Below are 20257 nucleotides of genomic sequence, written 5' to 3' on the forward strand. Positions count from 1 at the left end.
TGGTCACACAGTGTGCTTGTCGGGTGTCGACGCGTTGGATCGGGTGTCCTCACAGGATCCGGGGCACGTCCCAGATGCGGACGGTGCCGTCATCGCCGCCTGTGGCGAGGAAGCGGCCGTTACGGGTGAACGCGGCGCTGGACACCGCACCGATGTGCCCCGGGGCGGAGTGACCGCGCAGCCTGCCGTCACGTGCGGCCCATAGCTCCAGCTTGCCGTCGATGGACGTGGTGGCGAGTACACCGCCGTTGTGACTGAGGGCCAGGACGGCGTTCGGATGCATGGAGCGGCCGGTGGTGCGGGCGCGCGGCCGGCCGGTGCGGGTGTCCCACAGCCGGACCACGTACTGGTCGTCGGACTCCTCTTCGGCGGTCGCCAGCACTGTTCCGTCGCCGCTGACCGCCCAGTGATGGGAGAGCGGGATCTCCTTGTGCATATGTGTCTTGGCGTTCCACAGATGGCACATGGCCACCAGGCCGGGCGTGATGCTCACGACAGAGCCGAGCTCGCTGACCGACACCACGTGCACGACGGTCGGCAACGTGGTGCCTACGCGGGTGTGCTTCTCCCTGTCCCAGAGGCAGACCGTTCTGCTCCTGTCGCCCGCCGCCAGGTAGCGGCCGCTGTGGCTGAAGGCCAGCGTATGGAGTTCCGCGATGCCCCATACCGGGCCGCCGTTGGCCAGGTCGGGGAGCCGGCGAAGCCCGGTGCGGTCCCAGAGGCGGACCGGCCCGGCGGGTTCGGCCGCGGCCAGAACGCGGCCGTCGCCACTGGCTGCCACGCAGCAGCGTTCTTCCAGGTGGGGGAGGGGGAGGACGCGTCCGCTGTCGATGTCCCGTCGCTCGAAGGCCCTCCGCCTGCCGCCGGCGGAGGCGCGATTGAGACCCAGACCGCGGTTGTCGGCGCTGAAGGTGATTTCCCAGCAGTGCTCGAAGTCGGGCAGGGCGAAGTCCCCGATGAGTTCCTCCCGGCGCCATTCATGGACGCGGAGGGTTCCGTCGTTCCTGGTGGTGGCGACGAGCCTGTTGTCATGGCTGAACGCCATGCACGTCGCGGCGTACATGCGGTCGCGCCCTCGGGGATCGACGTCGTTGAGCACGACACGCGAGAGATCGTCCGGCAGGTCGGTGGCCGACCGTCCCACGACCCCGAGTACGACTGTCGCCGAGGCCCCCAGAACGACCCGTCGCCGTGTCGTGCCGACGGCACCCACATGCGGCAGGTGCGCAGGTGACGCAATGGCGGAACCTTGCCGGGCGAGCTGCTCCTGAAGGCGGATATGCCGGAACTGGTACGTGCCACCGGACTGACGCAACAGGCCGCGATCCCTGGCGTCGGAGAGGAACGCCAGCAACTGCCAGGGCAATTGTCCCCGCAGGGCCATCACGGCACGGACGATCAGGAAGCGCGTCCAGGCCCTGCTCAGCAGCACCAGGAGGGCCACCGTCACCCCGGGCAGGACGTAGAGTGCCCCGATCAGCAAGGTGGGTGACCCGGGTGAGAAGCCGCTGATGTCCTGGTAGCCGGCCGCCGCGATGCTTGCCGTGGCGGCGATGCTGAACCAATTCCCGTGCTCCCACCGGGCAATGGACTGCATGCCGAAGAGCGCCAGAAAGCTGCCCATCGCGAGCGCGGGAGCGAACGTCGCGCTCACCACGACCCCGGCTCCGAGTGCCCCGGCCAGCGAGGACTGACGGTCCTGTCGTACGAAGGCCGGCGGGCTGGCCTGGGCGGAACGGCTCGGAGGAGCGTCCAGCCAGTTGTGCACCGCCACCGCGAGGCCGATCACCATGGCCAGCGTGATGCTGGTCGCCAGGAGAATCGCGTAGTCCTTGACCTCCGGGAGTGACCAGTCGTAGGGCCGTCCGTACCTGTCGATGTCGGCTTGCGGGATGTAGAAGTACGCGGCAGCGAGGAACGGTGCGGCCGGGACCATGACAAGAGCCAGACCGAGGAGGAATCCGCGGCGCAGCCGCTGGGCCGACCCCCGGAGCGTCAGTGACAGCCGTCCTGGCGAACGGCCCGCGGTGGCATACCAGATGACCATCGCGACGATGGCGAAACCGATGCCGATCACGGTGGCGAAGAGCAGTGCATCCTCGGGGTCGTTGTCAGGCCGGCCGGCGGCGGACACCCATCCGACAGCGGTCATCATCAGCACCGTGCCGATCCCCATGCCGATGCCGGGGGCGATCCAGGGCGACAGCAGCCGCTGGCTCATCAGCCACCACGCGAGGTCCCGCTCGCGGTGCTGGTGCAGGTACGTGGCCAGGAAGGTCAGCCAACGCCGGGCCTTGTCCGCGTCCCAGCGCGGCTCGTCGCCCGCTACGGGACGCCCCGAAGGCAGGAGCTCCGGCGAGTACGCGGCATCGATCACCCGCGCCAGCAGATGGTTTTCGACCGCGTGTCGGCAGTCGAACCGCCCGGAATCGAGCAAGTCGCCGGGGTTCCCGCCACTTCGCCGGTAGACCAAGCGGGTCAGGGACACCACCAGGGGTGTGGACAGCGCGGTCGTCACGGCGCTGTTCCCGTTGCCGGGGGCCCGCAGATGAGCGAAGACCGGGCTCCAGTCGGTGCCCTCCGGCCAGTCGATATCCCCCAGATACGCGATGACGTCATCGACCGCCACCGGCTCGACCTCCACCACCGGTGACCGTCGCAGTACCGGGGCGCCGCCTTCGATGACGTCCTCGTACTCGGCCGAGCGGCAGGTCACCACGATCGGGCGGTCTCCGCCGAGCGCCCGGTTGATGGCGTGGATCGCGGCGCGCCGGGCCGATTCCGGGATCTCGTCGAGCCCGTCCAGGATCGGCAGCAGCAGCCCACGGTCCAGGAGCTTGCGCGGAATGTCGTGGCGGCCGCTGTAGTAGGAGGACGCCAGGGTGTGCACGATCCAGTCGTCCAGCAATTCGGACACGGGGTCCCAGGACGAGGCTGCCAGGAGCACCGGCACCGGGCCTCTCCGGGAACGCCCTTTGAGCAGGCCCAGGGCGAGGAGGATGGCCAGGACCGTCTTGCCCGCGCCCGGCTCGCCGAGCACGACCAGCCGGCCACTGGGCGCTCGGCCGTATCCCTCGGCCAGCTGGGTGATGGCGTCGTCGAACCGGTCGGCCAGCCGGCCGTCGAGCCGTAGCCGGATGATCTGGCCCGCCGCCGACGTCACCTGCTCGGGGGCGTCCCCGACCGGACGGGTGCTGGCCGACCAGCTCAGTGGGAGAACCCGTGGATCGCGCAGGCTGCGGGCGACGGCTTCCTCCGACCACTGGTCCTCGACCGTGCCGGCCAGGTCGTCCGCGAGGGCGCCCGGATCGGTCGGCTCGTCCTCCGGCCGGAAGTAGTCGGCGACCGCCACGGCGAGCGCCGCGACGCTGACGAAGAAGCCGCACACGGCCATGAACCGGCTGCCGTCGTCGGCCGCCGTGCAGACCCATACGCCTCCGGCCACGCACAGCGTGACCAGGCCGGCGAGCAAGGTGTTCCGGACGGTCCGACGACGGGTCCGGTTGAGTGGTCGAGGCACAGTCCACATGGTGAGCGGCCGTCGCGCGCGCCCCTTTGGGAAGAGGTCGCCTTCACTCCAAAAGACGAACCCCCGGCCCACCGGACACTCGCGTGTCGGGGCGGCCGGGGCCGTCCTCGTTCGGTGCCGTCAGGCCTCGTACAGGCCCGGTGTCATGCGGGTGGTGACGCCGATGCGGTTCCAGGCGTTGATGGTGGTGATGAGGGCGATGAGCTGGGCCAGCTCCTGCTCCTCGAACTGCGCGGCGGCCCGGTCGTAGACCGCGTCCGGGACGAAGCCGTCGGTGAGGACCGTGACGGCCTCGGTGAGGGCGATGGCCGCCTGCTCCTTCTCCGTGTAGTAGCCGGCCGCCTCCTCCCAGGCGCTCAGGAGGTAGATGCGCTCCTCCGTCTCGCCCGCCTTGCGGGCGTCCTTGATGTGCATGTCGAGACAGAACGCGCAGTGGTTGAGCTGCGAGGCGCGGATCTTGACCAGCTCGATCAGGGTCGGTTCGAGGCCCTTGCGGGAGGCCATTTCCAGGCCGTACATCGCCTTCTGGACCTCGGGCGCGAGCTTGTGGAAGTGCATCCGGGGACCGTGGCTGTGGGGAGCGGCGTTGTTCGTCATACCCATGACACTACGGTCGGGATAGCCCACGGGTATGGTCCATTTCCATGCGGGAATCATGGGCCACTTCTCAGGACGGCACACCGGACGCCACACCGGACGGTGCCGGCGCCGATCTGCATCTGGACCTCACCGGGCCGGGCGGCGTACGGGCCAATCTGATCCGCGCCCTGCGCGACGCCGTCCGTACGGGCCGTCTCGCGCCCGGCACCCGGCTGCCCTCCTCCCGCTCGCTCGCCGTCGACCTGGGGCTGGCCCGCAACACCGTCGCCGACGCGTACGGCGAGCTCGTCGCCGAGGGCTGGCTCACCGCCCGCCAGGGCTCCGGCACCCGCGTCGCCCGGCGCGCCGCGCCCCGCGCCCCCGAGCGCCGCACCACCCCGCCCCGGCCGGCCGCCCGCCCCACGTACGACCTGCGCACCAACTCGGCCGACGTCTCCGCCTTCCCCCGCGCGGCCTGGCTCTCCGCCGCCCGCCGCGCCCTGGCCAAGGCGCCGAACGAGGCGCTCGGCTACAGCGACGGCATGGGCCGGCCCGAACTGCGGGCCGCACTCGCGGACTACCTCGCGCGGGCCCGGGGCGTCCGCGCGGACCCCGCCCGGATCGTGGTGTGCGCGGGCTATATGCAGGGGCTCGCCCTGCTCGGCAGGGTGCTGCGGCAGCGCGGCATCCGCGAGCTGGGTGTCGAGGAGTACGGATTGTGGTTCCACCGTGATGTCATCGCCCGCGCCGGACTGCGGGGCCGGCCGCTGCCGGTCGACGAACGCGGGGCGGACGTCGGGGAGTTGGACGCTCACAGGAACGTCCGGGCGGTGCTCCTCACCCCGGCCCACCAGTTCCCCACGGGGGCGCCGCTCCACCCCGACCGCCGGGCCGCCGTCGTCGACTGGGCCTCGCGCACCGGCGGGCTGATCCTGGAGGACGACTACGACGGCGAGTTCCGCTACGACAGACAGCCGGTCGGCTCCCTCCAGGGCCTCGCCCCCGAACACATCGTCTACTGCGGCACGGTGAGCAAGTCCCTCGCCCCGGGCCTGCGACTCGGCTGGCTGGTGCTGCCGGAACACCTCGTCGGTGACGTGCTGGAACTCAAGCGCACGGGCGAGTGGGGATCGGGCGTCCTCGACCAGCTCACGCTCGCGGAGTTCATCACCTCGGGCGCGTACGACCGTCACGTCCGCGCGATGCGGCTGCGCTACCGCCGCCGCCGCGACCAGATCGTGGCCGCCCTCGCCGAACACGCCCCGCACGTCCGTGTCACCGGCATCGCCGCCGGACTGCACGCCGTGCTCGAACTCCCGCCGGGCACGGAACGCACGGCCCTGCAGGCCGCCGCGTGGGACGGCCTCGCCCTGGAGGGCCTGAGCCGCTTCCGCCACCCCGACGCCACCGGCGCGCCCGGGGCCCCCGACGCCCTGGTCGTCGCCTACGGGACCGCTGCGGACCACGCCTTCCCGTCCGTCCTGGAAGCCCTCCTGCGCGCGCTGCCACCGGCGTGAGCTCCCGGGTCCGTCAGCCGCCCGCCGGTTCCGTCGCGGGGACGCGCAGGGCGATGAGGCAGATGTCGTCGCGGCCGGTGGCGGCGGGTTCGGCGAGGAGGGTGTCGCAGAAGACGTCGAGCGGTTCCCGGGCGAGGACGGCGGCGGTGCGGCAGAGGCGGTCGAGGCCCTGGTCGATGTCCTCGTCGGGGCGCTCGACCAGGCCGTCGGTGTAGAGCAGCAGGGTGCTCCCGGCGGGCAGGGGGTCGACGGCGCTGTCGCGCCAGTCGTCCTGCATGGGCAGGCCCAGCATCGGTGACGCGGCCCGGTCGAGGAAGCGGGTCGAGCCGTCCTCCGTGACGAGCAGGGGCGGCGGGTGGCCCGCGACGCTGTAGTGGGTCTGCCAGCCGCCGTCGTCGCCCTTCTCCAGGCGGGCGATGACGCAGGTGGCCGTGCCCTCCTCGGGGTTGAGGGTCTGGGTGGCCACGTCCAGGCGTCGGATGATGTCGCCGGGCGGTTCCTGGCGGTCGGCGGCCAGGCCGCGCATCATGTTGCGCATCTTGCTCATGGTCACGGCGGCGGCGATGTCATGGCCGGCGACGTCACCGATGACGAGGATGAGGGCGCCGTCGGGCAGGACGAAGGAGTCGTACCAGTCCCCGCCGACCTCGGCGGCGGTGGGGCTCGGCAGATAGCGGGCGACGATGCGCAGCCCGTCGTACTTCGGCGGGTCGGTGAGCAGGCTGTGCTGCAGGGCGAGGGCGACGCGCCGGGTGCGCTGGAACTCGGCGATGTGCCGCAGGGGTTCGTGCGCCTGCTCGACGAACTCGTGCATCAGGGCCACGTCGGCCGGGCCGATCGGCTCGCGGTCCCCGCACGCGAAGGCGTCCACGACGGCGGCGAGGGTGCCGTCGATGACGATGGGCACGATCACCATGCTGTGGGCGCCGGCCCGGCGGAGCCAGGAGAGGGTGGCGGCCGGGGCGGTGTCCGGGGGAATGGTGTCGGGGGTGAAGGTGGCGTGGATGACGCGCCGTTCCCGGACGGCCGCCGCGAGCGCGCTGCCCGCTTCGAGAAGCTCCTCACGGCGCGCCGGAAGGTCGGACGGGAGGCCCTCACGGATGCGGGAGGAGATCCGCTCGACGGTGATCGGCCCGTCGGTGGCGACGTGGCCGTCCGTGGCCGGCAGGAGGTAGATCCCGCACTTGTCGGCCAGCGCGGGAACGATCACGTCACCGAGCGCGGCGAGCGCGGCGCGCGGCTTGGTGGCCTCCGCGAGGACGGCCGCGGCGCGCGCCAGGAGGTCCTTGCGGCGCTGCTCCAGCCACTGCTGCTCGATGTCGGTGCAGGTGCCCACCCACTCCACGACGGTGCCGTGTTCACGGACCGGTACGGCCTTGACGTCGTAGTGCCGGTAGCCGCCGTCGCGGGTGCGCAGCCGGTAGACGTACTCGAACTGGTCGGGCACCTCGTCGAGGGCGCGCCGCCAGGCGGTCATCATCGGGGCGCGGTCGTGGGGGTGGAGGGCGTCGAGCCAGCCGTCACCGCGGAACTCCTCCCAGGTCTGGCCCGTCACCTCCTCCCATCCCGGGCTCGGTTCGATGGTTCCGCCCTTGGCGGCGGTGACCCACATCATCCGGGGGCCGGTGGCGGCGAGGCTCTCGTAGCGGCGCAGGGCCCGCAGCCGCTCCTCCGACAGCAGCCGCGCCCGTTCGGCGGCCTTGACCTGTTCGGTCACCTCGACGGCCACGACCAGAACGCCGGATTCGTCCGCGTCGCCGGGGGTCGCGGAGAGGCTGAAGGTGAAGAAGCGGGTCTCGCCGGGGTCCGGGGAGCCGATCCGTACGGGCGCGGCGGTGATGGTCACCGCCTCACCGGTGCGCAGGACCTGGTCGAAGAGGTCGAAGTACTCGCGTTCCCGGAGGTCGGGGAAGGCCTCGGAGACCGGTAGCCCGACGGGCCGGTCACCGAACAGCTCGCCGTAGGTGCGGTTGGTGTAGGCCAGGGTGTGCCGCGGTCCGCGGGTGACGGCCACCGCGACGGGGGCGGGGTCGAACATCCGCCAGTCCGGCCCGCGAGGCGGCAGGGGTCCCTCTTCCGTGTCCATCGGTCGTCCTCCTCGCCGGGGATCCTGACGGCCGGTCGACTGCGTGAACCCACATCGTGCCCGACCGGTGGGGACGAGCCCCGCTGGAGGTTTGGTGCGTCAGGGTGACGAGCCGGCCGGCCGTGAGGGGCACGGCGCGGTTCGGGCTTTTTTGCTCGCGAGGACCTCGTGCGCGAGGGCCACCAGGTCGGGGATGGCCGGGTGCCCCGGTCCCTCGCGCCAGGCGAGGACGACGGGAACGGCCGGTGCGTCGGCGAGCGGGCGGTAGACCAGGGCGGGGTGGGCGTGGTTGCTGGGGGTGGCCGAGGTGGAGACCCCCAGGGCGCGGCCCGCGGCGATGGCCATGAGCCACTCGTCGGTGTTGGTCACCTCGATGGTCGCGACGGGCCGGGCGGCCGGCGGCCAGAGGTCCATTGTCGTGGTGCCGGAGACGGTGTTGACGGCGATCGGGTGGCCGGCGAGGTCCGCGAGGGTGACCCGGGGGAGCGCCGCCAGGGGGCTGTCCGCCGGCATGACCACCACCCTCGTCTCCGACAGCAGCGGCTCCGTGCGGAGTCCGGGCGAGGTGACCGCGCCGCGCAGCAGGGCCGCGTCGACCCTGCCCCGCGTGAGTCCCGCCGTGCGGTCGTCGACGCGGAGCAGCTCCAGCGGGGTGCCGGGGTGGGTCTCGTCCCAGCGGCGCAGCAGGGGGATGGTGTGGTCGCCGAGCGCGGCCCAGGTGTGGCCGAGCCGCAGCGGCCAGCCGCGCAGGCCTCGGGGGTCGAGGGCGGTCTCGACGGCGGCGAGGGCGGCGGCGGCCTTGTCGCGGAAGGTGTGGCCCTCGGTGGTGAGTGCGAGGTGATGGGTGGAGCGGTCCACGAGGCGGGCACCGAGGTGGTCCTCGAGCTGGCGCAGGGTGCGGGAGAGGGCGGGCTGGCTCAGGTGGAGGCGGGCCGCGGCGCGGGTGACGTTGCCGGCGTCGGCGATGGCGAGGAAAGCGCGCAGGTGCCGCAGCTCGATGGTCATGCCTTGGGAGCATAACCGTGCCGCGATCGGCATTTCACAGGGCGTAGTCGGCTGCCTAGCGTAAAGCGCATGACATTCCGCATGACATCCACGGTGCACGAATCGTCCACGACGACGGCCGCACCCGTTCTCCTCCGCCGCGCCCCGGGGCGCGGCACCCTCGGTGGCGTCGGCCTGGTGCTGGCCGGGGCGGTGTCCGTCCAGTTCGGGTCGGCCTTCGCGGCACTGCTGTTCCCCCGGGCCGGTGCGCTCGGCACGGTCGCGCTGCGCGTCACGTTCGCCGCGGTGCTGCTGCTCGTCGTCGCCCGGCCCCGGCTGCGCGGGTACACGCGCGCCGACTGGGCGGTGGCCGGCGGGTTCGGCCTGGCGCTCGGCGGCATGAACCTCCTCTTCTACCAGGCGATCGACCGCATACCGCTGGGGGCGGCGGTCGCCATCGAGGTGCTCGGCCCGCTGCTGCTGTCGGTCGTCGCCGCGCGCCGCGCCGCCGGACTGCTGTGGGCGGCCCTCGCGCTGGCCGGGGTCTTCCTGCTGGGCCGCGGCGGCTTCGGTGAACTCAACGTCGCGGGTGTGGCCTTCGCGCTGGGCGCCGGGGCGATGTGGGCGGCGTACATCGTGCTGAACGCCCGCGCGGGCGCCCGTTTCCCCCGGCTGGACGGCCTGGCCGTCGCGATGTCCGTCGCCGCGCTGGTCAGCCTGCCCCTGGGCGTCGGGGCGGCGGGCGGGACGCTGCTGGAGTCGCGAGTGCTCGTTCTGGGACTCGCGATCGCGGTGATGAGCTCGGGCGTGCCCTACACCCTGGAACTGCTCGCCCTGCGACGGCTGCCCACGGCGACGTTCGCGGTGCTGACGAGCCTGTCACCGGCCCTTGCCGCGACGGCGGGCTACCTGGTGCTGGACCAGGGGCTGTCGCTGTCGCAGTGCGTCGCGATCGCGATGGTGGTCGCGGCGAGCGTGGGCGCGGTGCGGACGGGCAAGCAGTGACGGATGCCGGCCCTATGAGTGCGGGGTGAGCCCCAACGACCGCACCAGGTCGAGCATTTCGGCGCGGTAGAGCTTCGCCGGGTCGTGGGTCAGGGGGCGGAGGTGGCCGTAGATCTCCAGGGCCACCAGGCCGTGCATCCGGCCCCAGACGCGGATCGCGAGCGCGACCCCGGCGGGCGGGAGTTCGGGGAAGCGCTCCCGGATGTCGGCGGCGAAGGCGGGCTGGAAGTCGGACCACAGGTGGCCGTCCGCCGCCTCCAGGCTCTCGGCGCGGGGCCAGGCCCCGGCGACGAGGGCGGTCAGCCCCGCGCACGCGCGCTGCGCGGCTTCGGCGGCGGGGCCGCCCTCGGGGGGCTGGTAGCCGGTGACGGGGTCGCCGTAAATGAGCCGGAAACCCTCGGGGTTGGCCACGGACCAGGCACGGAAGGCCTGCGCCCAGGCGAGGGTGCGGGCGGCCACGTCGGCGGCGGGCAGGGGCGCGACGGCTGCCTCCGCCCGGTCGACGAGTGAGGTGTAGACGTCGGAGATCAGCGTCGTGACCAGGTCGTCCCGGGTCGGGTAGTAGCCGTAGATGGCCCCGGCCGTCATGCCCATCTCGCGGGCGATGGCGCGCAGCGAGATCGCGTCCGGCCCGCCCTCCGCCATGAGCCGCAGCGCGATCGTCTTGATCTCCTGGGCGGTTTCCGTCCGGAGCCTGGCCCGTCGGTTCTGCGTCTGGTCTTCCACGGTGGGCTCCTTACAGCGTTGAGCTGCTCTCCGCCGCGTTGCCACTGAACACCGTGCAGTAATTCTACGTCGTGTACCGGGGGCTCGTCGGGTGGCCGTTCCGCCGCCCCCACCAGGGGTGAGCCGCCTCTTGTCAACTTTACTGAGGCGAGGTATATAGGAGTTGTCGGCGACATGTGCATCCCGTCTTCGGGAGAGGAGTGACCGATGATGCTCATGCGAACTGACCCCTTCCGCGAGCTGGACCGGCTCACCCAACAGGTCTTCGGCACTGCGACGAGGCCTGCGGCCATGCCGATGGACGCCTTCCGCGACGGTGACACCTTCATCGTCGAACTGGACCTGCCCGGGGTGGCCCCGGAGTCGATCGACCTCGACGCCGAGCGCAACGTGCTGACGGTCAAGGCGGAACGCCGGTCGAGCGTCGGCGAGGACAGCGAGGTGGTGATCGCGGAGCGGCCCACCGGGTCCTTCAGCCGCCAGCTCTTCCTCGGTGAGACCCTGGACACCGAGCGCATCGACGCCTCCTACGAGGCAGGTGTGCTGCGGTTGCGCATCCCGGTCGCCGAGCAGGCCAAGCCCCGCAAGATCGCCATCAGTGGCGGCGACGCGCGCAAGCAGATCAGCGGCTGAGTCCGCGGCCGAAGAGGGCGGGAGCCCGGGCGGGCTCCCGCCCGCGTGGCGGCCCGCCTCGGCGGCGGCCGGGCGGCAGGCATTCGGAGGACGTCATGCGTATGCAGTGGTCCGCGTTCCTCGACGCGGTGCAGGAACGCGGTGAATACGCCTCACCCGCGGAGGCCGAACGATCCGCCCGCGTCGTTCTCGCCCTGCTGGGCGCTCATCTGGTGGGCGGGGTACGGTCCGAGCTCGCCGCCCGGCTGCCCGAAGCGCTGGCACTGGTGCTGCTCAACCCCCTCCAGGCGCATGAGCCGCTCGCGCCCGAGAGATTCATCCGGGCCACCGCGGCCTGGATCGAAGGCGCCACCGAGAAGACCGCGACATGGGACGTCAGCGCCGTGCTCAGCGTCGTGGCCGACCTCGCGGGCGAGGACCTGATGAATCGCATCCTGTTCCAGCTTCCGCCGGGCTATGACCTGTTCTTCGGGCGCCCTCAGCCAGGCTGAACACCGCCGCGGCGTAGGCGAGTGCCGCCGTGATGCCCACCAGGTGTCCGCGGCTGGCGATGTTGGGGACGGTGACGACTTCGAGGATCATGGCCGCCACCGTGCCGGTCAGCAGGACCGGGGACCGGCACTTCCACGCGATGCAGATGAGCAGCCCCACCACGGCGGCCGACGGCCCGGTGTCCAGGGCGAGTGTCTCGTCGGCGGGGAGGCCCAGGGGGTGGCCGGGCCCGAGGCGGCTCATGACACGGACGGCAAGGCTCGCCGCGAGGGTGGTGAGCAGTGCGACCGCGGCGGTGTGCCCCGCGCCGAGGATCCGTTCGGCGAGCGCGAAGACCACGGCGACCTGCACCAGCGCTCCCAGGAAGGGGAGGTCCGGAGCCGGGACGAACATCGACAGGGGCAGCCGTGCCGCGGCCAGGGCCGGCGGCACGTCGGCCCGGATGCCTCCGACCAGCCAGACGAGCCGCGCCCCCGCGTGGTGCAGCGCCGCCGCGTGGAAGAAGGCGAGCAGCAGCAGCGAGACGAACGTCAGCGGCACGGCCGCGATCCGCCGCGCGCGGATGTCGGCCACCGGGCGGTCGACGACGCGATGCCACTGCGCCGCCAGTGACCGCACGGCCCGACGAAAGGGACGGCTGCTCTTGGCCGTCCGGAAAATCGAAATGCGCGTCATGCTTCGTTAACCACTGATCGCAAGGTTGGCAACGGCTCAGCGCATCGGATCCGACCGGTCGGCCAGGGCGGTGATTCCTGCCGCGGCAGCGGTGGCGAGGTCGGTGACCATCGCGTCATCGACCGGCAGGTTGAGGATGTACAGGGCGGACGCCAGGGAGCCGAGCAGCAGCAGGTGGGCCATCGCCGGGTCGACGGGCCCGGCCCCGCCGCGGCATCACCCCGCCGGCGTTCATCGCCTGGACGCTGGGGGTGTGGACCGTCGTCGACGCCGTGGTCCTCCCGTTCACGCCCTGGCCGCTCTTCGTGCTCGCGTGCGCCCTGCTGCTGATCGGCGCCCGCCGAGCCCGCCGCGCCGACCCCGCGCTCAAGGCCGGGCTCCCGCGAGTGTGAACGCGGGGCCGCGACCGCCGTCACCCGCACGCCATGCCGGCGTGCGGGTGACGAGCGTTGCCCGGTCGTACGGGAGGGCGGTCGGGCCCGTCCGTGTTCCACTGTCGGTCAGTAGAACATGAACGTCGGGTACAGCCCGTTGAGGTACTGCGTGATGACCTCACCGGCTCCGATTCCACCGCCGTTGGCGGCGTTGGCCACGTCGTAGACCGATCCGTAGTTGCCCATCCAGTGCCAGGTCTTGGGCTGGGCGGCCTTCGAGGTGGTGCACTTCCTGAGCTCGATGCCTTCCTGGCTGGTGAGGACGGCGTCGGTTGCGGGTGTGTCGCAGACCGCGCGCGGGGCCGTGGGCGTGGTCGCCGCCGGGTCGTCCGCAGCTGCCGCTGGGCCCGCCAGGCCGATCACCAGGGCGATGGGGGCCGCCGCGAGGGCGATGGCGTGGGTACGAAGACGGTTCATGGTCACCTCCACGAGGGGGACCAGACGTTCGATGGATCGGACATCTGGACCCACAACCGTAGGGTGGTCTACTCCATTCGGCATGTCGGCTACGCCATCCGGGTGACGGCCCCCGTGTGCCGCCTGGTCTGGAGGGCCTTCGGGCGTGTCTCAGCGGATCGTGTCTCAGTGGATGCGGAAGGACGTCCCGGTCACGAGCGCGCCGTTGAAGCCCACATAGGTGTTCGGGGGGAACGAACGCTGGGAACAGGCCTGCGTCCAGCAGGCGGACGCGGTGTACCGGCCGGTGTCGTAGGCGCTGCGGTAGGGCCAACTGCCGCGCGCGGTGCCCCGTGAGCCGTAGAAGCCCCGGTGGGCGTAGGGGACGCGCCCGCTGAGGTAGCAGCCGTCACCCGAGTTGCAGCCGCTGCGCTGGCTGATGCCCTGGTCGGTCGACTGCGGCTTGACGGAGAGGATCCGGCCGGTGGCCGGGTCCAGCTCGACGGCCTTGGGGGCGCTGGAGTTGAGCAGAGCCTGCTCGGATGCGGTCAGTGGCGGGATGGGCCCGGGATTTGCCTGGGCCGGGGCGGCGAGGCCCAGGCCGATGGTGGCCGCGATGGCGGTCAGTGCTCCGACGCGACGTAGGGAGGAGCCGGACATGAAGTTTCGCACCAAGGCCTCCAAGGCAAAGCCGGGCAGTGACGATGTGTCAGGCTATGCGCCCGACGCCGTGGCGCTAAGGCAGAAGCAAGTCATGTGCCGTGACAACTCGGACAGTTCTGGAGGCGGACCCGATGCGACTGATGGCATGATCACCGGTCATGGGGGATTGGTTCATGCAGACAGACCACGGAGTGCGGTTCGAGTGGGGCCCCGTCGGCGCGGCGCGTCTCGCGGAAGACGTCGCCTGTCTTGTCGTCGTCGATGTGCTCTCGTTCACCACGTCCGTGACGGTGGCGGTGGAGGCGGGGACCCACGTCATTCCCTACCGCTGGCGTGATGAGACAGCCGCGACCTTCGCCGAGCAGATGGGCGCCGAGCTGGCCGTAGGGCGGCGCATGGCCACCACGACATCCCCGTGGTCGCTGTCGCCCGCCGCGTTGCGGCGGGCGCCTTTCACTCCGCGTCTGGTGCTGCCCTCGCCCAACGGATCCACCATCGCCGCCGCTGCCAGGGAATCCACCGTGGTCGCCGCATCCCTGCGGAACGCGACCGCCGTGGGCCGGTGGCTGGTGGATCGGGGCTACGGAACGTCCGAGCGGCCCGTCGCCGTGATCGCCTCGGGCGAGCGCTGGCCCGACGGCAGTCTCAGGCCGGCGCTCGAGGATCTCCTCGGAGCCGGAGCGGTGATCGCCTCACTGTGCCGCCACGGCAGAGACCGGCTCTCGCCCGAGGCGACGGTGGCAGCGGCAGCCTTCGCAGGTGTCACGGACGTCGGCACGACCGTCGCGACCAGCGCCTCGGGCCGGGAACTCATCGACGACGGCTATGCCGACGATGTCGCCATCGCGACGGAGCTGGATGCCTGCGGGGCGGTCCCCGTCCTGACGAACGGGGCGTTCGCCGCCGCCGGGTAGCGACCTCGGAAGGCAGTGCCTGTCGAGGCCCGCATGGTCACCCCTTCTAGCCCCTGGCGCTGATACAGAAGGGCTGTTCGGAGGGGTCCAGCAGAACGGTCCAGTGCTTGCCGCCGGGCTGGTGGGCGGGCTTGGTGGCGCCGAGGCCGATGAGGCGCTGCTCGGCGTCTTCGACGTCGTCGAAGACGAGATCGAGGTGGAAGACGAGCTCGTCGTCCGGCCAGTTCGGGGCCTTGAAGGACTCGGCCGTGTAGAAGACGTACGCCGTCGTGCCGTCACTGATCATCGCTGCCGCGTCGCCGAAGGTCTGGGTGACCTCCCAGCCCAGGGCGGCGGCGTAGAAGTCGGCGAGCGCCTTGCCGTCGTGACCCCAGAAGGCCGCGCACTTCACACCGCCCACGGTGGCCTTGCTGCTGCTCTTCGCCATGGCGGTCACCGGGTCCGCTTCTGGTTCACGCCGATGACGTAACCGTTCAGGTCGGTGAAGTAGAAGATCTTGTCTCCGTGGTGCTCCACTTCCTTCTGAACGGTGACCAGGGGCCTGATGCGTTCGACATAGGTGTCGAAGTCGTCGACGGCCAGGTAGAACATGCCGAACGCGCCGACCGGGGTGTCCTTGAGCACGGGCAGCCAGCCCCGCAGGTGCTCGTCGCGGTAGACCATCAGCGCGAAGTCGCCCTCGAAGAGGAGGATGCGCAGGTCGTCGTCGGGGTCGTCACCGGCGGGCAGGGCGCTGAAGCCGAGCTTCTCGTAGAAGTCGACGGTCGCCTGGGTGTCGGGAACGCCCAGGCACGGCGCGATGGCGGGAGGCTTCATCAGGGATCACTCCTTGGGGGGCGGGCGAAGTCGTCAGCCCTGCCGGGGTGCGACCGGTTTGTGGCCGGGGTACACGTGGTCGGGGCTCACGATGCGGGTGACTGCCTCGCCGAAGAGCGTGCTGGGCTCCTGCCCGTCGTGCAGGACGTCGGTGTTGATGACAATGACCAGGGTCGCCCGCGCCTCCGGCAGGTAGACGGTCAGCGATTCGTAGCCGGGCAGCGAGCCGTTGTGGCCGATCCAGCCCTGGATGTTGAAGATGCCCAGCCCGTAGCCGTCACCCGGGATGTCCATCGGGGTGGTCTTCAGGCGCTCCGCCTGGGTCGCGGGCGACAGCAGCGCCCCGGTGGCGAGGATGCGGGCCCAGCGGCGCAGATCCTGAAGGTCGGAGATCATCGCCCCGGCCGCCCAGGCCCAGGTGGGGTTCCAGTCCGTCGCGTCCTCGATCTTGCCCGAGGGCGTCTGGTTCGTGTACCCGTGCGCGTGCGGATCCGGGATCTCCGCCCCCGTGGGGAAAATCGTCCGATGCAGCTCGGCCGGCTTCAGGACGTCCTGCTTGACGACCTCGTGCAGCGGACGCCCGGTGACCTTCTCCACCACCAGGCCGAGCAGGATCAGATTGGTATTGCAGTACGCGAACTGTGCCCCCGGCTCGAACTGCACGGGGTGCTTGAAGGAGTAGTCGAGCAACTCCTGCGGCGGGAACGGGCGTCTGGGATCGGCTTCGAGCGCCTTGATGAAGTCCTCGTCCTCGCTGTAGTTGAAGAGCCCGCTGCGCATGCCCGCGAGTTCGCGCAGGGTGATGCGGTCGCCGTTCGGAACGCCCTTGACGTACTTGCCGATGGGGTCGTCCAGGCCGAGTTTCCGCTGGTCGACCAGCCGAAGCAGGGCGGTGACCGTGAACGTCTTGGTCTCGCTGCCGATGCGCGTGTAGAGATCGGTCGCCATGGGCGCGCCGGTCGCCTTGTCCGCAAGGCCGAAGGTGCGCACGTAACTGCCCTTGCCGGGCGTCCACAGCCCCACGGTCACGCCCGGCACCTGCGTCTCGCGCATCAGGTCGCGCACGGCCGCGTCCAGCCTGGCCGCGACGGCCGGGGTGAGGTGCCGGAAGTCCTTGTCATGGTCCGTGGCGGCGGCTGCGGGGACGATCAGCGCCGGAGCGGTCGCCCCGGACGCGGCGCCCCCGGCGGCCACCGGGGCGATGAGCGCACCTGCGGCGGCAACGGCCACGCAGGACCGGCGCAGCCGAATGCGGGACGGTTTCACGGCATGGCCTCCTGCCGTACGAGGAACCAGTGCATCAGCACGCATCAGGACCAGGCTAGGCCTGTGCCACCTCGGTCGCGCGGCGAGCGGTCCGGCTGCGCCTGTGGGCCGCGAGGGCTACCGCTGCCCGCCGCGTAGTGCCGCCCGTACGAGGCTGCCGCCGCGCAGCGCGGCGCCGATGGCGCCGGAGGCGTCGTTCTGGGCTTCGGCTGCCTGTTCCTGGCGGCAGTCGCGGCACAGTGTCTCCCCGTCCACCGGCCGGAACAGGTACGGATGCATGTGATCACCCCGGCACTCCCGCATGCCTGCCACACGGGGCGTGGTGGGCTCTACGGGCTCTACGGCCCGCTGATCCGCGAACGACGGCGGGTCGGGCATCTTGCGCACCAGCCGGTCACGCGTCAGGCCCGCCGGTGAGTTGATCCGGTCCGGAAGCCCGGAGGTCAGCGCCTCGCGCAGCTCCCGCAAGGTGGCCCCGCGCAGCAGCCATTCCGCTGCCAGCGGCGCGAGTTGAGCGATGTCGCGAGGAGCCAGCCGCAGTTTGCGTTCGCCGCGCGAGACGGCGGCGAGGGCTTGAGCGCCCCGTTCAGCCAGCGGGTGGGGAGGGTGGGGCGTGTTAGCCCCCGTTGTTTTCTCTTGGTAGCGGCCGACGGACCGAGGGGTCGGCTCACCGACGGTCGGTTCGCCGACAGTCGGTTCGGCGGCAGTCGGTGCGTCGACGGCCGGTTCGTCGACGGTTGGTTCGGCGACAGTCGGTGAAACGCCCGGGTTCCGCACGGCCGTTGCTTGCTCCGCCGTCAGCGGTACGTTCGAGATGAGCTGGATGGTCACCCACCGCCCCTTCTCGACCTGCTCGCTCCACTCGTGCAGGTACCCCTCGGCGACCAGCTCGGCCTTGGCGCGGGTGAACGCCGTCTTCTTGATCTCGGCTCGGTCGGCCGTTGCGCCCAGGGGTTCATCCACGCTGTCGGGGAAGGAGATCTGCCAGGTCAGCAGGCGTACGGCTTCGGCCGACAGGCGGGGGTGACGGATGATCTCGTTCGATACCTGGGTGAAGAAGCGCGTGGGAGCGATAACATGCCTGAGCATTCTCGGGGAGCCCTTTTCTCCTGGGGGATGTAGACCCCCGGTCGGTGTTCGTAGCACCGTCGGGGGTCGCTTCGTTTACGGCACGCTAGCCGTGCGGGCGGGCCCGGGAAGGCGGATTCGGGGCTCCAACACTCGTTCAGGGTGGTTGTCCCGTTTTCGGTTACGGGCTTCGGACGGCAGAGCTACGCTCGCCAGGAGTAGCTGATTTCGGCGCGTCAAAGTGAAACCTGGTGACAACGGTGCCTCCACCAAAGGAACTTGACCCCTCGGCCTCACTGGCCGCCCTCTACGGCGTGAAGCTCCGCAAGCTGCGCATCCGGGCCGGTTGGACCCAGCGGGAGCTGGGAGACCAGATCCCGGTCCACCACAGCCAGATCGCCAAGTACGAACTCGGCAACGAGACGCCGTCCAAGGACATCTCTGACCTCATGGACAAGCTCCTGGGTGCGGACGGTGACCTGTCGGACCTGTGGGTCCATGTGGAGCGGTTCCCGCACACGGACGCATACCTCAAGTTCAAGGAGCTCGAGGCCAAGGCTGCTGCTATGCACAAGTACCTGGCGCACTCCGTGCCGGGTCTGTTGCAGACAGAGGCGTATGCGCGCGAGATGATGAGCCACGCGTTGCCATGGTGCACTGCGGACGAAATCGAGGAGAAGGTAGCCGCACGACTCGCCCGGAGGGACGTGCTGGCGAAATCCGTTCCGCCGCTGCTGTGGGTGGTGTTGGACGAGGCGGTCATTCGGCGGCCGGTGGGTGGCCCGTCAATCATGTGTGAACAGTTGGCGTACCTGTTGGAGGCGTCAGCCGCTCCGAACATCGAGGTGCAGGTTCTGCCCTTCGCTGCTGGCAGCCATGCCGCCATGGGTAGTTCGGTGACCGTGTTGTCCTTCGATACCGGTCCGAACCTGGTCTACCTCGAAGGTGGTGCCTTGACGGACCTGGTGAAGGATCGCAAACGGGTGGCTCGGTATTCCCACATGTACGATCGGGTGCACGCCATGGCGCTCTCGCCAGCCGCCTCTGTCAGATGGATCGAGAAGGCAATGGAGGAGATCGGAACATGCCAGCCATACGAGTGAGCCTAAGCAACGTCCAGTGGCGTAAATCGACGTACAGCGACGACCAGGAAGACTGTCTCGAAGTCGCCGACAACATACCCACCGGCATCGTGGCTGTCCGCGACAGCAAGCACCCACACCGCCCCGCTCTCATATTCCACCCCACCGCGTGGCAACGCTTCGTCACCGCCGTCCGGAACGGCAGCGGCTACGCCTCGGGAGCCCGCTTCAGGTAGCGGTCCCAGATCTGTGCCCCTCGGTACGGGCCGTCCCCACTGCTGTCGTACTGCGGCTCGTCGAACACGACCCAGTACGCCAACTCGCCTTCCCGCGCCATGGAATGCCGCACAGGTTCGGGGGCGTGGAGGTCGTCAATCGTCCCTTGGAATGCAGCCTGCCACGGCCCGTCCCAAGAGCTGTCTCGGATGACCGTGACGCGAGTGCCGGCGGCCATGGCACCCGTCGGCCAGCCAAGTGACTGCTGGGCGTCTTCTCCCCCCAGAAGCCTGCGATTCCAGGAAGTATTCGTGGGAACTCAGATCGAAACTGAGCCCGGTGATCCGGTGAAGGGCGGCCAGTTGGCCCTCGCTCAGGGGGTAGACGTCGACGAGGTTGACGGCCGGGATACCGACCAGGTCGGCGAGAGCTTCGACCCCGACCTCCGACACATCCGTCTCGCCATCCGGACGATCGGAGTCCTTCAGATATGAGACGACGATGAACTTCACGGAGTCCCTTCCCGTGGGCACTGGTTGTGGGGCAGCGAGCAGCCCCGGCGAACTCAGCCAGTTCATACCCTCAGCGCGCTCGTGCGGAGGCGTCTTCGGGTTGACGCTGCGACGCTCGACGTAACGACTGATCGTCTCCACGCGCCGAGGATTCGGCAGCGCCACTAGGCCGATGGAGCCGTTGCCCCAGACGGTTGCCCGCAGGACGAAGGTCCCGTCAATGGACATCATGACGAATTCTGGAAACCCTTCCGGGCCGAAGATTTCAGACCCGGCAGCGGAGTGGTTGCGAAATATGTCCCAGCTGTCCATGAGGCTTACCCTCGCCCATTGCGTTCTGGACGCTTTGTCTCCCGGTCCGCCCGGGACCGCGAGGAGGAACTCGCCGTTCTCGTCGAACAACCCCTCGTCTTCCGCCAGGTGAAACCACGCAGAATTCGCGGAGTTCAGGAAGTCGGGGTCGTCCTTGGTGACGGTGACGCCATGCCTCCCCTCGTCGGGGCGGCAGCCGGTGGCGACGAACGCGCCCCATGTGGGCAGGTGCGTGCCCGGGCCTTCTATCCCGCACAGCCGCAACCCCGACGCGGATAGATTGTGCGAAATATCGGCAATCTCCATGAAAATCCCTCTCTCTGCGGGGGTCAGGGCGTACTCGATGCGGCGC

The 20257-nt window shown here is 70.4% G+C and carries 23 protein-coding genes; 8 read left to right on the forward strand and 15 right to left on the reverse strand.

What is annotated here, in order from left to right; translation table 11 throughout:
- Positions 1-49: 49 nt before the first annotated feature.
- Positions 50-3520 carry a hypothetical protein gene (locus JO379_RS33970; protein ID WP_209516349.1) on the reverse strand — a complete coding sequence of 1157 codons (3471 nt, stop codon included), beginning with the start codon at positions 3518-3520 and terminating at the stop codon, positions 50-52.
- A gap of 129 nt (positions 3521-3649) precedes the next feature.
- Positions 3650-4126, reverse strand: coding sequence for a carboxymuconolactone decarboxylase family protein (locus JO379_RS20895; protein ID WP_130879486.1), 477 nt, complete (start codon positions 4124-4126; stop codon positions 3650-3652).
- 47 nt (positions 4127-4173) lie between these two features.
- Here JO379_RS20895 and pdxR point away from each other — a divergent pair, with 47 nt between their 5' ends.
- Positions 4174-5625, forward strand: a complete 1452-nt coding sequence (gene pdxR / locus JO379_RS20900; protein ID WP_209516351.1) for a MocR-like pyridoxine biosynthesis transcription factor PdxR — start codon at positions 4174-4176, stop codon at positions 5623-5625.
- 13 nt (positions 5626-5638) lie between these two features.
- On the opposite strand, the gene JO379_RS20905 is transcribed toward pdxR, so the two are convergent.
- The gene (locus JO379_RS20905; RefSeq protein ID WP_245381506.1) at positions 5639-7711 is read right to left on the reverse strand and encodes a SpoIIE family protein phosphatase; all 2073 of its coding nucleotides are present in this window, start codon (positions 7709-7711) and stop codon (positions 5639-5641) included.
- 99 nt (positions 7712-7810) lie between these two features.
- Entirely contained in the window at positions 7811-8716 is a 906-nt protein-coding gene (locus tag JO379_RS20910) for a LysR family transcriptional regulator (RefSeq protein WP_130879488.1), read from the reverse strand.
- A gap of 69 nt (positions 8717-8785) precedes the next feature.
- Between JO379_RS20910 and JO379_RS20915 the strand changes: the two genes are divergently transcribed.
- Positions 8786-9700 carry an EamA family transporter gene (locus JO379_RS20915; protein WP_245381507.1) on the forward strand — a complete coding sequence of 305 codons (915 nt, stop codon included), beginning with the start codon at positions 8786-8788 and terminating at the stop codon, positions 9698-9700.
- Positions 9701-9712: 12 nt separating this feature from the next.
- Here JO379_RS20915 and JO379_RS20920 read toward each other — a convergent pair whose 3' ends face one another.
- Entirely contained in the window at positions 9713-10426 is a 714-nt protein-coding gene (locus tag JO379_RS20920) for a TetR/AcrR family transcriptional regulator (protein WP_242626216.1), read from the reverse strand.
- Between the two features lie 210 nt (positions 10427-10636).
- Between JO379_RS20920 and JO379_RS20925 the strand changes: the two genes are divergently transcribed.
- Both JO379_RS20925 and JO379_RS20930 read left to right on the forward strand, forming a co-directional pair.
- A complete protein-coding gene (locus JO379_RS20925) occupies positions 10637-11059 on the forward strand; it encodes an Hsp20/alpha crystallin family protein (protein ID WP_130879490.1) in 423 nt (140 codons plus the stop codon).
- A 95-nt stretch (positions 11060-11154) separates the two neighbouring features.
- The gene (locus JO379_RS20930; protein ID WP_209516353.1) at positions 11155-11550 is read left to right on the forward strand and encodes a DUF2267 domain-containing protein; all 396 of its coding nucleotides are present in this window, start codon (positions 11155-11157) and stop codon (positions 11548-11550) included.
- On the opposite strand, the gene JO379_RS20935 is transcribed toward JO379_RS20930, so the two are convergent.
- Together JO379_RS20935 and JO379_RS20940 are read right to left on the reverse strand one after the other, a co-directional pair.
- A complete protein-coding gene (locus JO379_RS20935) occupies positions 11447-12169 on the reverse strand; it encodes a hypothetical protein (RefSeq protein ID WP_209516355.1) in 723 nt (240 codons plus the stop codon). The genes JO379_RS20930 and JO379_RS20935 overlap by 104 nt on opposite strands.
- Positions 12170-12262: 93 nt before the next feature.
- Positions 12263-12409 carry a hypothetical protein gene (locus JO379_RS20940; RefSeq protein WP_245381508.1) on the reverse strand — a complete coding sequence of 49 codons (147 nt, stop codon included), beginning with the start codon at positions 12407-12409 and terminating at the stop codon, positions 12263-12265.
- 68 nt (positions 12410-12477) lie between these two features.
- Between JO379_RS20940 and JO379_RS20945 the strand changes: the two genes are divergently transcribed.
- Positions 12478-12618 carry a hypothetical protein gene (locus JO379_RS20945; protein WP_209516357.1) on the forward strand — a complete coding sequence of 47 codons (141 nt, stop codon included), beginning with the start codon at positions 12478-12480 and terminating at the stop codon, positions 12616-12618.
- Positions 12619-12726: 108 nt separating this feature from the next.
- Here the strand turns inward: JO379_RS20945 and JO379_RS20950 are convergent, their stop codons facing one another.
- Positions 12727-13077: a hypothetical protein gene (locus JO379_RS20950; protein WP_130879493.1), complete on the reverse strand. Its 351-nt coding sequence runs from the start codon at positions 13075-13077 to the stop codon at positions 12727-12729.
- Between the two features lie 165 nt (positions 13078-13242).
- Positions 13243-13716, reverse strand: coding sequence for a hypothetical protein (locus tag JO379_RS20955; RefSeq protein ID WP_209516359.1), 474 nt, complete (start codon positions 13714-13716; stop codon positions 13243-13245).
- Between the two features lie 176 nt (positions 13717-13892).
- Between JO379_RS20955 and JO379_RS20960 the strand changes: the two genes are divergently transcribed.
- Entirely contained in the window at positions 13893-14633 is a 741-nt protein-coding gene (locus tag JO379_RS20960) for a 2-phosphosulfolactate phosphatase (protein ID WP_245381509.1), read from the forward strand.
- Between the two features lie 46 nt (positions 14634-14679).
- On the opposite strand, the gene JO379_RS20965 is transcribed toward JO379_RS20960, so the two are convergent.
- The 4 genes from JO379_RS20965 to JO379_RS20980 all read right to left on the reverse strand — a co-directional run bounded on the left by JO379_RS20965 (position 14680) and on the right by JO379_RS20980 (position 17804).
- Positions 14680-15060, reverse strand: coding sequence for a VOC family protein (locus JO379_RS20965; RefSeq protein ID WP_209518778.1), 381 nt, complete (start codon positions 15058-15060; stop codon positions 14680-14682).
- A gap of 5 nt (positions 15061-15065) precedes the next feature.
- Positions 15066-15449 carry a VOC family protein gene (locus JO379_RS20970; RefSeq protein ID WP_209516363.1) on the reverse strand — a complete coding sequence of 128 codons (384 nt, stop codon included), beginning with the start codon at positions 15447-15449 and terminating at the stop codon, positions 15066-15068.
- 33 nt (positions 15450-15482) lie between these two features.
- Positions 15483-16715, reverse strand: a complete 1233-nt coding sequence (locus JO379_RS20975; RefSeq protein ID WP_307842087.1) for a serine hydrolase domain-containing protein — start codon at positions 16713-16715, stop codon at positions 15483-15485.
- 117 nt (positions 16716-16832) lie between these two features.
- Entirely contained in the window at positions 16833-17804 is a 972-nt protein-coding gene (locus JO379_RS20980) for a hypothetical protein (protein WP_209516368.1), read from the reverse strand.
- 293 nt (positions 17805-18097) lie between these two features.
- On the opposite strand from JO379_RS20980, the gene JO379_RS20985 reads away from it, so the two are divergent.
- Both JO379_RS20985 and JO379_RS20990 read left to right on the forward strand, forming a co-directional pair.
- The gene (locus tag JO379_RS20985) at positions 18098-18886 is read left to right on the forward strand and encodes a helix-turn-helix domain-containing protein (protein WP_307842088.1); all 789 of its coding nucleotides are present in this window, start codon (positions 18098-18100) and stop codon (positions 18884-18886) included.
- Positions 18868-19101 carry a DUF397 domain-containing protein gene (locus tag JO379_RS20990; protein WP_209516370.1) on the forward strand — a complete coding sequence of 78 codons (234 nt, stop codon included), beginning with the start codon at positions 18868-18870 and terminating at the stop codon, positions 19099-19101. The genes JO379_RS20985 and JO379_RS20990 overlap by 19 nt, the downstream gene beginning before the upstream one ends.
- Here the strand turns inward: JO379_RS20990 and JO379_RS33735 are convergent.
- Together JO379_RS33735 and JO379_RS21000 are read right to left on the reverse strand one after the other, a co-directional pair.
- Positions 19074-19202: a hypothetical protein gene (locus tag JO379_RS33735; protein WP_281066752.1), complete on the reverse strand. Its 129-nt coding sequence runs from the start codon at positions 19200-19202 to the stop codon at positions 19074-19076. The two genes, JO379_RS20990 and JO379_RS33735, sit on opposite strands and share 28 nt — an antisense overlap.
- Before the next feature lie 34 nt (positions 19203-19236).
- A complete protein-coding gene (locus tag JO379_RS21000; protein WP_209516374.1) occupies positions 19237-20211 on the reverse strand; it encodes a DUF7683 domain-containing protein in 975 nt (324 codons plus the stop codon).
- Positions 20212-20257 lie beyond the last annotated feature (46 nt).

The organism is Streptomyces syringium, from assembly GCF_017876625.1.
GTDB classification, from domain to species: Bacteria; Actinomycetota; Actinomycetes; order Streptomycetales; family Streptomycetaceae; genus Streptomyces; species Streptomyces syringius.

Excerpts from the sequence above, each read along its gene's own strand:
- JO379_RS20895 (WP_130879486.1), bottom strand. The coding sequence starts at position 4,126 with ATGACGAACAACGCCGCTCCCCACAGCCACGGTCCCCGGATGCACTTC.
- pdxR (WP_209516351.1), top strand. The coding sequence starts at position 4,174 with ATGCGGGAATCATGGGCCACTTCTCAGGACGGCACACCGGACGCCACA.
- JO379_RS20905 (WP_245381506.1), bottom strand. The coding sequence starts at position 7,711 with ATGGACACGGAAGAGGGACCCCTGCCGCCTCGCGGGCCGGACTGGCGG.
- JO379_RS20910 (WP_130879488.1), bottom strand. The coding sequence starts at position 8,716 with ATGACCATCGAGCTGCGGCACCTGCGCGCTTTCCTCGCCATCGCCGAC.
- JO379_RS20915 (WP_245381507.1), top strand. The coding sequence starts at position 8,786 with ATGACATTCCGCATGACATCCACGGTGCACGAATCGTCCACGACGACG.
- JO379_RS20925 (WP_130879490.1), top strand. The coding sequence starts at position 10,637 with ATGCTCATGCGAACTGACCCCTTCCGCGAGCTGGACCGGCTCACCCAA.
- JO379_RS20930 (WP_209516353.1), top strand. The coding sequence starts at position 11,155 with ATGCGTATGCAGTGGTCCGCGTTCCTCGACGCGGTGCAGGAACGCGGT.
- JO379_RS20940 (WP_245381508.1), bottom strand. The coding sequence starts at position 12,409 with ATGGCCCACCTGCTGCTGCTCGGCTCCCTGGCGTCCGCCCTGTACATC.
- JO379_RS20950 (WP_130879493.1), bottom strand. The coding sequence starts at position 13,077 with ATGAACCGTCTTCGTACCCACGCCATCGCCCTCGCGGCGGCCCCCATC.
- JO379_RS20955 (WP_209516359.1), bottom strand. The coding sequence starts at position 13,716 with ATGTCCGGCTCCTCCCTACGTCGCGTCGGAGCACTGACCGCCATCGCG.
- JO379_RS20960 (WP_245381509.1), top strand. The coding sequence starts at position 13,893 with ATGCAGACAGACCACGGAGTGCGGTTCGAGTGGGGCCCCGTCGGCGCG.
- JO379_RS20965 (WP_209518778.1), bottom strand. The coding sequence starts at position 15,060 with ATGGCGAAGAGCAGCAGCAAGGCCACCGTGGGCGGTGTGAAGTGCGCG.
- JO379_RS20970 (WP_209516363.1), bottom strand. The coding sequence starts at position 15,449 with ATGAAGCCTCCCGCCATCGCGCCGTGCCTGGGCGTTCCCGACACCCAG.
- JO379_RS20980 (WP_209516368.1), bottom strand. The coding sequence starts at position 17,804 with ATGCTCAGGCATGTTATCGCTCCCACGCGCTTCTTCACCCAGGTATCG.
- JO379_RS20990 (WP_209516370.1), top strand. The coding sequence starts at position 18,868 with ATGCCAGCCATACGAGTGAGCCTAAGCAACGTCCAGTGGCGTAAATCG.
- JO379_RS33735 (WP_281066752.1), bottom strand. The coding sequence starts at position 19,202 with ATGGCGCGGGAAGGCGAGTTGGCGTACTGGGTCGTGTTCGACGAGCCG.
- JO379_RS21000 (WP_209516374.1), bottom strand. The coding sequence starts at position 20,211 with ATGGAGATTGCCGATATTTCGCACAATCTATCCGCGTCGGGGTTGCGG.